We start from the raw sequence: 12307 nt of genomic DNA, 5'->3' as shown, positions 1-12307 counted from the left end.
AATGAAAACAAAACATTTAAACACACTGATAATTGATGACCATCCTTTGCTTATTGATGCATATAAAAGTGCGCTTTTAGAAATTGAATTGCAAAATGATGAATGGGCATTTAACATACACGAGGCTGATAGTTGTGATGCTGCCTTGATGGAATTAGAGAGAATACACTCGAATACTTCTCTAGATTTAGTTTTTTTAGATATCAAATTGCCACCCGCGAGCGATGGTTCTCATCTTTCAGGGGAGGATTTGGGGATTGAAATTAGAGAGAAATGGCCTAATGCTAAGATAGTAGTGGCTACTACATTTAATGATAACTATAGGATTCAGAATATTTTTAAAAGTATAAATCCGGAAGGGTTTTTAATAAAGAGTGATATTAATGCCGAAACACTAGGAGCGGCACTAATCGTTGTACTTTCAGCGCCACCGTACTACAGCAGAACAGTTATTCAGGCGATACGAAAGTATATTAGTCACGATTATTTATTAGACAAATGGGATCGTTCTATGCTCTATGAACTTTCTCAAGGCACCAAAATGAAGGAATTACCCAGCCTGTTACCTTTTTCAATGGGAGCTCTCGAAAAGCGCAAGAGCAAGTTGAAGGTAATTTTTGACATACAGCAGGGCGAAGACAGGGAGTTATTGATGCGCGCTAGGGAACATGGGTTTATCTGACTAGTTTATTGAAAAGGTTCTTTTTGTTGGGTGGTTGGATAGTTGGATGATACGTTTTCATTAGCACTTCGACTGCCCTTCGACTACGCTCAGGACGGGCTACTCACCCTGACATATTTCTGGGAATTGTGGGTGGGTTTTCATAAGCACTTCGACTGCGCTCAGTGTGACATTGTTGTTGAATTGTTGAGTTGTTTAATTGGTAATGGGGATTCATTTAATGTAGGAAATAAAGGTGACCGAGTGGATTTTAGCTAGCGAAGCGGAGCTAAAATTTGTATCGAGGTTAGCGGCTGCGGAGGTTAGACCACTTGATGCGCACTATTACGTTGGGCAATTCGACTACACTAAGTTTAACAAGCTAACAACTCTGAAATATTCCTTGGCCTAACATACTGCTTAATCGGACTTTTCGTTAAAACAAGGGGTTTGACTCCCCTTCGGCTACGCTCAGGACAGGCTACTCACCCTGACATATTTCTGGGAATTTGGATTCATTTAAAGTAGGAAACAAAGGTGACCGAGTTAATTTTAGCAAGCGCAGCGGAGCTAAAATTTGTATCGAGGTTAGCGGATTGTGGGAACGAAATCGAAATCGAAATCGAAAAGTTACTTCGGGAATACGGAAATACTCGTATTAGATGGTGGGATTTGTGGGTGCGTTTTCATAAGCACTTCGACTGCCCTTCGACTGCGCTCAGGACGGGCTGCTCAGTGTGACATATGTGTTTAATTGGTATTGTGGATTTATTTAAAGTAGGAAACAAAGGTGACCGAGTGAATTTTAGCTCGCGCAGCGGAGCTAAAATTTGTATCGAGGTTAGTGAAATGGGAGAAACCGTTGAAAAAGTAAGTTTAATCCGCCGAAAGGGTAAGCCTAATTTCCACTATTATAAAACCTTAGTTCCTAATTTTATGTATGCTAATTCAGTATATATAAAATTATGATAGATAGGGCGAACATTTTGAAATTCACTAGGAAACACACCAATGTTGTAGTGTCTTATCTCTTCGTTTTGTTATTCCTATATGCTGCGGTAAATAAAATATTGGATTTTGAAAATTTCAAATACCAACTCGCTCAATCGCCGTTACTAAGCGCTTATGCTGGTAAGATAGTCTGGCTGGTACCAAGCGCAGAAATATTAATCGCCATTCTATTAATCTTCTGTCGTTTTAGGAAAGTTGCGCTCTATGCAGGTTTTACATTAATGGTAATGTTTACCGCCTACATTTTTATCATTCTTAATTACTCTGACTTTATTCCCTGTTCTTGTGGGGGTGTTTTAGAAGCAATGAGTTGGACACAACACCTCATATTTAATGTGTTTTTTATCGTCTTGGCGGGGATGGCAATTTTATTAACAAATAGCCTAAGTATTAAAAGAAAATTATTACTACTTATTTCATTAGCTTTTTTAGCTATTGGATTGGTTATAATGCTCTTTCTGTTATCAGAGAAAAAGATGCATAGGAATAATGCTTTTCAGAGAAGGTTTGTGCCACATCCTATAAAATTAATTGAGGCGACAAATCTCAAATTTGATTCTTATTATATAGCAGGGATAAAAGATGGTATTATTTATTTAGGAAATGTGATAGCGCCATTGAATGTAATGGAGTTAGACAGGGATTTTAAAAATAGGAAAGAACATAGAATACAACTGGAAGCTATGGAGCTCCCCTATCAGCGTATTCAAATAGATATTAGTCCTCCGGATTTTTATGTTAGTGATGGCACTGTGCCAATAATACAAAAGGGCAGTATTACGAATTGGAAAGCGCATACCCTATCAAGAGATCAATTTTACTTTTCGAGTATAATTCCTGTCAATGATGATAGATTTATTGTAAGAACAATAGATGGACAGACCAAGCAGCAAGTAATAGCTAGTTATACTTCTACTCTATTTCACTTAAACAAAAACTTTAATCTAATTGGAGCTCAAACAAATTCAATATTTGAAACTGATGGGCAATTGCTTGCTGGAGCGACAGACGGTAAATTCATATATGTTTTTTACTATAAAAATGAATATGTTGTCTTCGATGAAAAACTAAACTTAGATTATACAGGCAAGACAATTGATACAATTTCGCAAGCACAAGTTGAACTTATCCACAATTCCAACACTAATGAAATTAAACTTAGTGGTAATACTGTGGTTGTAAACAAGCAAGCTACTATAGCTGGCGATTATTTGTATATAATTTCCGATCGACTTGGTGCATTTGAGAAAAAAGAAATCTTGGATCGTGCGACTATTGTAGATGTATATAAGATTTCTGGAAAAACGTATGAATTTAGTTTTTATATATATGATTATAAAGGGTTTAAAGTTTCGCAGTTTCAAGTTGAAGATAAGGCTCTATACGCGCTGATGGGGGATTATTTGGTGCGTTATGAGTTGAGTGGGGAATATTTTCTTGAGTTTGATTGATGGTTGGAAGATGAAGGGATGAAGGGACTAAGGGACGAATGGACGAAGAGACGAATGGACGGAAGGGACGAAGAGACGAAAGGACGAAGAGACGAAAGGACGAAGGGACGAATGGACGAAGAGACAAAAGGACAAAGGGGCTAAGAGAAAGAGGACGAATGATGAAAATGGAAATATTCAAATCTCCTATGGATTTTAAATTTCGTTATAATGCTTCAAATTTTAAGTTAACATAGTGATTAATAATATAAACGCATACTAGCGCAAGTATCAGGAAGTAAGATTGAACACCTGTAGAAAAAAGTAGATCGTTTTATAAATTTAAATTATTTCAAACATGAAAAATTTAAAAATGAATTGGGCGCTGCCAATATTGGCGGTAGCCTTTGCAGTAAGTGCGGCTTTTGCGAGCCAGGAGACTGTTGCTGATAGTTCATTGGAGCAAGGTTATGTGCATAGCACACAGCCCTGTAAAAAGGCTATACAATGCTATACCGATGGGCTCATTCAATGTACCTCCGGCGGAAACCTTGTTTTTGCCATGGACGGATCCACTGGATGTGACAGACCTTTGTATTTTAATTAGTGTAAAGGGTTGAGTAGGGAAAGAGGCTGTCTTGATGGGCAGTCTCTTTTTTTTGTGGGAAATTGGTGGGATTAGGGAATTGTTAATTTGTTAATTGGTGTATTGTTTGATTCGTTTTCATTAGCACTTCGACTGCGCTCAGTGTGACAAGCTAACCACCCAGAAAAATTACTTAATCAGACATTATGTTAAAACAAGGGGTTCGACTCCCCTTCGGCTACGCTCAGGACAGGCTACTCACCCTGACATATTTTTAGGAATTGTGTGTTCATTTAAAGTAGGAATCAAAGGTGACCGAGTGAATTTCAGCAAGCGAAGCGGAGCTAAAATTTGTATCGAGGTTAGCGGGGTGGGAAAACGACATCGAAATTGAAATCGAAAAGTTACTTCGGGAATACGGAAATACTAGTATTAGGTGGTGGGATTTGTGGGTGCGTTTTCATAAGCACTTCGACTGCCCTTCGACTTCCCTTCGACTGCGCTCAGGACGGGCTGCTCACCCTGACATATTTCTGGGATTTGTGGGCGCGTTTTCATAAGCACTTCGACTGCGCTCAGTGTGACATTGTTGTTTAATTGGTAATAGGGATTTATTTAAAGTAAGAAACAAAGGTGACCGAGTGAATTTTAGCTCGCGCAGCGGAGCTAAAATTTATATCGAGGTTATCGGATTGGGCACTCGGGCCCCTCGATACACCCTCCTGCGTCGGGCACTCGGGGACCTTTGGGTGGTGACTATGAAAATGTTTAGGGTTATTTTATTTTGGTTTTAGGTATTTTGCGAACCAATCAGAAATTCGCTTGGTGGCATCTTCTTGATTCTTGGGTTTTGTGAGGGAGTGGGATTCATTGGGGTAGTATAGGAAAGTTACTTCCTTGCCCAATCTGCGGAGGGCGAGATAGAATTCGATATTTTGGCGGACATCGATATGCACGTCTTCGGCACCGGACCAAAGCAAGATTGGGGTGCTAACATTTTGTACATGATGCATGGGCGAGTTTCTGTTATAGGCATCTGGATCATCGAAGTAGGAAACTCCCATCCTCCATTGGTGTTCCTCAAACCACCAGCTATTTGGGAGACCGGTATAGCCGCCAATGGTTAGAAAGAAGCTGAGAAAATTTGTAACTCCCGCACTTGAAACTACGGCTGCAAACATATCGGTCTGTGTGGCGATAAAGGCGGCTTCATAACCGCCATATGATTGGCCCTGCAACCCCAATCGGGTTTTATCGACCCTTCCAGATTTTAGAACGGTTTCCACTGCAGCGGTTACACATTGCAAGGCGGAAACTCCAGGGTCGCCAAGTTTGTAAACAATATCTGGATACAGTACAAAATATCCTTGGGCGGTATATAATCTAGGGTTGAAGCCGTCGCCATTATATTTGGAGGGGGTGTGGTATAAATGATATTTTGTTGATAAGCGCTCATAGACATGTACTATCATTGGATATTGTTTTCCTTTCTCATAATTATCGGGATACATCAATATACCTTGCAAATCTCGTCCATCAAAACTTTTGTAATTGATTAATTCCTGCCTAGGGCTGATGAAATCCTTATAATGCGGATTGCTTTCATATAGCAAAGACTCCTTGCCATCTTCCAATAAATATATTCTTTTGGGAATATCAAAGGATTCTTCCTCGACAATATAACTAGCTTTAACTTTTGCTTTTTTAAGATTAGCTATTTTAGTCTTTTTTGTGAAGAGTGGGTTTATTCCTTTTGAATTCCAGATATAGTAGCCAGATCCTTTAGGCCCTGTAGCTTCTAAAATAATATCGTTCTCAGTATCTAATACGTCTAATGAAAATTTGCCGAAACGTTGAAATGGAAATTGTTCAAATTGTGTATTGTAAACTCTGAAAACTGTTTCTTCTTCCCTACCATTTGTAATTCTATGAGCCTCTTTTCCATTTATAGCGACCTTCCAAATGTCAAATTCGTCATAGACATAGACCCATTTACTGTCTGTACTCCAACCGGCAAAACCATATAACCAGAAATTTAAGTTTGAAGATCGGTCCAATACTTCCATTTTAAAAGGGATATTAATCGATACATCTGTATGGGAATCGGTAAGGATATTGTAAACCCACCATTTTTCATCTTTGTAATAGGCAATAGATTCGCCATTTGGGGAACCGAATTTATTATTATATGAAGTTACATGTTCTTTTAGCATTAGCGTTTTCTCTTTGGTTGATAGATCCATAATATAGAAATCAGCATCGCCACGAGATTTGAAACTGGGTTCATATTGTTTCTCGTTGAACATTAGTGCATAGTTTTCTTCGGGCAAGAGAAAGGCAGTAGGTAGGTTTCCATCCGCAATTTGCAGTACCTCCTTTTTTACTGGATTCCATTGGGTGAGCCAAGGGCCAAACGCGGGATCGGCATTTTTTAATTGTCTCGGGACTATCCATTTATCATCTCCTTTCCAAACTTGGACGTTGTTTTTTAGAGAATCTAGATCACGTTGCAAATAGGTTTTGGGGCGAATATTAAAGAAGATGCGTTCGCCATCTGCAGCATAGAATAATTCGTCTTTTGCAGATATATAGGTGTTGGTTGGGAAATCTTTATGCCAGGTTGGATTGAGAGAGGTTAAGCTTGGCGTATTGCCATTTCGAAATTCGTAAAGTGTAGCACTATATGTTTTTTCGTCGGCATCCTTAAATTCTTCCATAAATGCCAGACCCGTACTTTGATTGTTCCATATCATATTTGAAAAGCTACTTTTTTCGCTACTTAGAAGCACTATTCTTTTATGGGATTCGGTATTTAAAATTTCAATTGAGTTACTCTTTTCTGTATTTGTTGCAATAGCCGCCCATTCACCATTTGGCGAGAATGCAAACCAGTCAATATTTTTAAGTTTAGTTGTTTTTGCTGTTTCCAGATCGATCAATGAGAAATCACCGTTTTTCTCCAATACGCCAGCATAATGTCCGTTATCGGAATAATAGAAGAGTTCTAATTCTGGAAAACTCTTAGTTTCTTCGGTAATAAGATTTATTAAATGAAGGGTTCTATTGGGCTCAAAATTAAAGATCCACTTTGAATTCTTACTGAATTCGTATTCTACGGCGTGTTTATATTTCATTGTTTTTTGAGATTGGGTATTTAGTACCATTAGGGAATCAACAGTTCCTGGAAATTGAAGTCGCCACGCCGTCCAATTACCATCGTTGGAAATAACTGGATTATAAAGTATATTCCATTTATCGTAATCTTTCTCCGTTATAACTTTCTTGTTTACAGCCTGCCCAAAAATTGGGCAGACTGCTATTAAAAACAAGAAAATGAAAAAAAATACTTGGCTAAATTTTGGTCTATGGGCGTTATTTATTTGAATATCCATATTAATATCCTGGATTTTGAGGTTGAAGATTTGGATTAAGATTTAACTCTGTTTCTGGTATTGGCAACAATATGTCTGTAGGCCGCCAATTGGGTTTAATTGGGCCAAGGAATACACTTGCTCTTTCTGTTCTTTTTAAATCGAACCAACGGTCCCCCTGTTCTGTAAATAACTCGTGGCGACGTTCATTTTCTATTGCTAAAAGCAATTCAGATTGTGTGGTTGCTGTTGTTGGGGTTAGGTTTGCGCGGGTTCGGATACTTTTTAAATCGGCTATTGCGCCATTTAAATCGCCTAAATATACCCGAGCTTCGGCACGAATTAAATACTGTTCGGCCAACCTTAGTATGATGGAATATTCATTGCCACTACCCTGCCGTACTTTGTATTTATACGGGTGGTAGTAGGTATTCCCTCCTACCGAGACCTCCCCTACCCAATTAGTTTTTCTACTATCGTTTGCTTCAAATGAAGAAATAAAATCTTGACTTAGTGCCACATAAGAAGGAGCACCCACAAAAATGAAGGTAGCGGCTTCCCAAGTATTATTGCCCGATTCTGGTTTGAGTTGCCAGATTGTGGAAGGGCTATTCTTGTTAAAGACTAATTCGGTCGTTTCGCCTAAATTTATTGTACCGCTATTGATTAGTTCGGTTGCCTGCGCAGCAGCCGAGGCGTAGTCTTTTTGGTAGAGAAAAGCGCGAGCTAAGAACGCAGTGGCGGCTAGCGCCGAGGGTTTTGTGCGTTCATTGCTTATGCCTTGTGAAGTGAGGAAAGATTTTGCCTCCAATAAGTCCTGAATTAAAAGTGGATACACTTCACTCTCTGGAAGACGACTAACGTCCTTATTTATTTTATAATCGGTAGTAGTGATATAGGGAATATCACCAAAGAGTTGTAATAAATGGAAATGAAGATATGCTCGTATAAAGAGTGCTTCACCTTGAAATTTTTCTTTATCTGTTTCCGAAAGATTTGTAGCCCCTTGCACACCTTCCAATATGCTATTAGTGGCATAAATTAAATTATAGGTATCGTTCCAAATGGTAGCTACTTCAGTATTGGTTGCCAACACGCTATGGCGATAAAATGCATCGGTATTTTCGCCGGGAACGCCATAGTAGTCCAATTCATCTACATATACGCCCATTAAAACGCTAAGACCATTCGTCTGCCCTGTAATAAGCACATCGTCGCGTAGCTTGGCATAGATACTTGCAAAGGCCGCATTGACGGTGGCTACATCTTCAAAGACTGCATTTGCTGTTAATTCTGATTGTGGCAAGTCCACTTCGGTGAAACTTTCACATGCATATAGTAATAAGCAGATATAAAGTAATGAGCTTACTATCACAATTTTTTTAAAGATCCTATTGGGATATTTTGTTTGAAATTTTATGATGAATTTCATAATTACTTATTTTAGATTGTTAGTTGAAGTCCGAGTGTTATTTTGCGCAAAGGCGGTAAAAAGCCTGTTAGCTGCTCGGGATCTCCGCTTTTAAATTTGCTAAATAGCAGGAGGTTTTCTCCTTGTAAATAGATTTTGCAGGCTAGATTTTCCGAATTGCGTTTTGGCAAGGAGTACGTTATGGAAGCGTTGCGTAGCCGTACAAAAGAGGCGTCGGATATTGAGGCGTTGCTAAACATATATTTTGAATAGGCAATTAAAGCATCTGTGTTATAGCCTGCTGTAAATAGTTGATGTTGCGCTTCATCGCCATCGTTTTGCCACTGTGTTGTAAGAAATTCAGGTTGGCTGGCCATCTGCCCAGGGACGGCACTTCCCAAAACATAGTTATAACCGTTACGCTTGGTAAACTGGAAGAGGAAATTGAGTTCCAGATTATTAAAAGTAATACGGTTATTTATTCCCCCATAAAACTTTGGGGAAGTATCTACTATGTACTGCCTATCCTCGGGTGCACTTATTTCGCCGTCGGCATTGTAATCTTCAAATTGGTAAATACCAGTTTCAGGATCGACCCCAGTTAGATGGTATAGTTTTTTAATACCAAGCGGCTCCCCAATAACATATTGGTTGGCATAAGTTGAGCTCTCCAAATTGGGAAAAGCTACAAGCCTATTTTTTGGAATTGAAAGATTTATATTGGTTGTCCAATGCCATTGCGCAGTTTTAAGGTTGATGGTATTCAGGCTCATTTCAATACCTGAATTTTCTACCACTGCTCCTAAATTTGATTGTATGGACGAGAAACCCGTAGTTCCCGGTAGCGGAATGCCTACCAATTGATTGGAAGAACGATTGTTGTAATATTCCAGAACTATATTGATTCTATCTTTTACAAAACCAAGTTCTAGGGCGCCACTAAATTTTTTGTTCGTTTCCCATCCAAAATCGGGATTGAAAATTCTTGTAGGTTGTAGGCCGCTTATGCCATCATATATAGTTCCTGTGGTGCTGTAGGTTTCTAAATATTGATAATTACCTATTTGGTCATTACCTGTAATTCCGTAGCTCCCTCGCAATTTTCCGAAACTAAAAAAAGGCAATCCAACTTTAAACAATTCTTCTTTTCCAAAAAGCCAGGCTGCGCCCACCGCCCCAAAATTAGCATATCTTCTACCAGAGCCAAAGCGGCTAGAACCATCGCGTCTGCCTGTGAGATTGAGGATATATTTATTTGAAAGGGTATAATTAATACGGCCAAAGAAGGCTTGGTATTTATATTCCGTTAGCGCATCGCGTTGTACGTTTAGGGTATTGGCTGCTGCAAGATTATAGATTAGACTATTGCTAGCAAAACCCCTCGCGAAATGAGATAGAATAGCATCAGTTTGCATTTGATAGCTTGCACCCAGTAATACATCCAGTTTAGACTTGCCGATATTTTTATTCCAATTTATTTGAGGTTCAAGCAGCCAAGAATCTTTCGTGGCATTATTAGTATAGATGGAGGAATAACTACTGGTTAAGCCAAGCGCTGGATCGTATTTAGTGTGTGGGCTGGTGCGGGACTCATCTAATTTTGTGGTGGTATAACCTAGGTTAGTGAGGAAGGTAATGCCTGGGAAAATTTTATAGGAAAGCCGAGCATTTGCAATGAGGTTGTTTCTATCAGTAAGATATTTACCTTCCAATTGAGACAATGGATTGGCGAAAGTACCGTTCTCAAAATTAAGCTCCCCATCAGAATCGTACAATTGGGGGGCATTAGGCGCCAAAAATCTGGGAAGTCCAGATAGGTCGATGCCCGGCAGATCATTATTCTCGACTGCATAGTTTGCTGAAAAGTAGAGGTTAAACTTATCGTCTGTACTTGTATGATCTAAATTGCTATGAACGGAAAGCCTTTTATAGTAGAAATCCTGTGGATATACCGTAGTTTCTTTATGATACCCTCCACTTAATAGAAAGCGCGTATTACCATTACCGCCAGAAACCGAGGCTTGGGCATTTGTAAGATAAGCAGTGCCCCCTATTAACTCTTTTTGCCAATCAGTATATCTATTTGCATCCCATGTTCCATTTACATCGTACGCATCTACCGGATACTCCGTAAACCCATCATTGGCAAACGCTTCCCTACGCATAGCCAGGTATTGATCGGTTTTCATATAGTCAATTGTTTTGGTAACGCTTCCTAGGCCGCTATATGTATTAAAACTGAATTTCGTTTTACCATCCTTTCCCTTTTTTGTAGTAATTAGCACTACCCCATTCGCACCACGGGAACCATAGATGGCGGTGGCATCGGCATCTTTTAAGATTTCTATGCTTTCAATGTCTTGTGGGTTTAAAAGGCTAAGGGGACTTATTCTACCTCCAGGGATAGTAGTAGCACCCACATTAGAGAAACCCATTGTTTGGGAATCATAGGGAATGCCGTCTATTATATAAAGCGGATCATTACCCGCTGCAATACTATTTTGGCCTCTAATACGTACTTCATAACCGCCGCTGGCCAAACCCGTAGTTTGAGTAATGGCAACACCCGCTACCCTACCCTGCATAGCAGCTAGTGGATTTGAAATGGGTTGGTTTTCAATTTCCTTGGCAGTAATGCTAACAATGCTGCCAGTTTTTTCTTTATCGGAAACTTTATAGTACCCCGCGTTAATTATTACTTGATCTAGCGCTGTAGCATCCGCTTGCATACTAACATTTAATATACTGCTACTGCCAACTGCCATTTCCTGCGCCTTATACCCCAAATAAGTAAACACTAAGGTATCATTGGCTTTGGCGGTGAGGGAATACCTGCCTTCCAGATTGCTAATACTGCCGCGGGCGTTGTTTTTTACTAACACATTAACGCCACTAAGTGGACCATCAGCATCGGTAATTGTTCCACTAATATTTTTTAGTGAAAGGTTCTGTGATAAAAGTGGGGAGCTGTAGGTTAGGAAAAGGGCAAAAGTTAATGTAAGCGCAAGGCTGCGCCTGTAATTATTTTTCATAATTTTGCATCAGTTAAGTGTTACACATTTATTTAACTACTGGCCTGCTCCAACGGTCGTCGAAAACTGGGAGCGGGTCACTTTTTTGTAATGAAACGTGGGAAGTTACATCCCCCTAGCCCCCTTCGAAGGGGGGACTGGTTTATAGCTTCAATTCACCATCCTTATTATTCATAAGCAAAATCTTTTTGGTTACAAATTAGTTGCGAAGCTTCTATTGAGGAGAAGTAGTTTGCTTTGAAAGAAAGTTGTGTGTATATAACGAACAAGCCAAATACAAAAAGGCGTAGAACTCAACTTACCGGATTGGGGTACTGGTATACCTGACAACGATAAGAAAGCCACGCCCGGGTCGTGAGCAATCTGCTTATCGTCTCATTGTCTAAAAATTACCAGTTTTCAATCCGAGATTCAAAGCGAATGCTTCTAATATTTTGCTCTTAGAAGAATCGCAAATTTAAAATAATATTGCTAATGTAATAATAATATTTTAAATGTAAGCAAGTTGGTTGACAAAAAATTTACAGTTAAGTTGAAAATTGCAATATGTCACGGAAAGAAACAGATGATACCCAACTTAACAAGCAAATTGCTTCAAGGATAAGAGAATTAAGGATTAAACAAGAGCCAATACAGGCAAAATTTGCTAAAGAAAACTTATTAGACCGCCAGATATTGAGTAGATGGGAAAGCACTACTGATAAACGCGGTGTATCAATACATACAATTAAAAGGTTTTGTAATATGATTGGAATATCTTTAAAAGAATTTTTTGATGATGATTTGTTTAAACATGATTTGTAAG

Annotated in this window: 7 protein-coding genes; 4 read left to right on the top strand and 3 right to left on the bottom strand. The window is 39.1% G+C overall.

What is annotated here, in order from left to right; all coding sequences use genetic code 11:
- Position 1: 1 nt before the first annotated feature.
- From AC3RVG_RS09225 to AC3RVG_RS09215, 3 genes are all read left to right on the top strand, one after another.
- Complete coding sequence (locus AC3RVG_RS09225) at positions 2–682, top strand: response regulator (protein ID WP_489691166.1); 681 nt, start codon at positions 2–4, stop codon at positions 680–682.
- Between the two features lie 944 nt (positions 683–1626).
- The gene (locus AC3RVG_RS09220) at positions 1627–3123 is read left to right on the top strand and encodes a MauE/DoxX family redox-associated membrane protein (protein ID WP_489691165.1); all 1497 of its coding nucleotides are present in this window, start codon (positions 1627–1629) and stop codon (positions 3121–3123) included.
- 337 nt (positions 3124–3460) lie between these two features.
- Positions 3461–3709: a DUF6520 family protein gene (locus AC3RVG_RS09215; RefSeq protein ID WP_489691164.1), complete on the top strand. Its 249-nt coding sequence runs from the start codon at positions 3461–3463 to the stop codon at positions 3707–3709.
- A gap of 758 nt (positions 3710–4467) precedes the next feature.
- On the opposite strand, the gene AC3RVG_RS09210 is transcribed toward AC3RVG_RS09215, so the two are convergent.
- From AC3RVG_RS09210 to AC3RVG_RS09200, 3 genes are read right to left on the bottom strand one after another with little or no spacing between them, the layout of a single operon-like run.
- Positions 4468–7080: a S9 family peptidase gene (locus AC3RVG_RS09210; protein WP_489691163.1), complete on the bottom strand. Its 2613-nt coding sequence runs from the start codon at positions 7078–7080 to the stop codon at positions 4468–4470.
- 1 nt (position 7081) lies between these two features.
- The gene (locus AC3RVG_RS09205; protein WP_489691162.1) at positions 7082–8491 is read right to left on the bottom strand and encodes a RagB/SusD family nutrient uptake outer membrane protein; all 1410 of its coding nucleotides are present in this window, start codon (positions 8489–8491) and stop codon (positions 7082–7084) included.
- Between the two features lie 11 nt (positions 8492–8502).
- Entirely contained in the window at positions 8503–11502 is a 3000-nt protein-coding gene (locus tag AC3RVG_RS09200; protein ID WP_489691161.1) for a SusC/RagA family TonB-linked outer membrane protein, read from the bottom strand.
- A 546-nt stretch (positions 11503–12048) separates the two neighbouring features.
- Between AC3RVG_RS09200 and AC3RVG_RS09195 the strand changes: the two genes are divergently transcribed.
- Positions 12049–12306 carry a helix-turn-helix domain-containing protein gene (locus AC3RVG_RS09195; protein WP_489691160.1) on the top strand — a complete coding sequence of 86 codons (258 nt, stop codon included), beginning with the start codon at positions 12049–12051 and terminating at the stop codon, positions 12304–12306.
- Position 12307 lies beyond the last annotated feature (1 nt).

The sequence above is a fragment of the Aequorivita sp. IT1282 genome (assembly GCF_058068205.1).
Note: the sequence above shows the minus strand (reverse complement) of the source record. Positions and strands in the feature narration are given on the sequence as shown.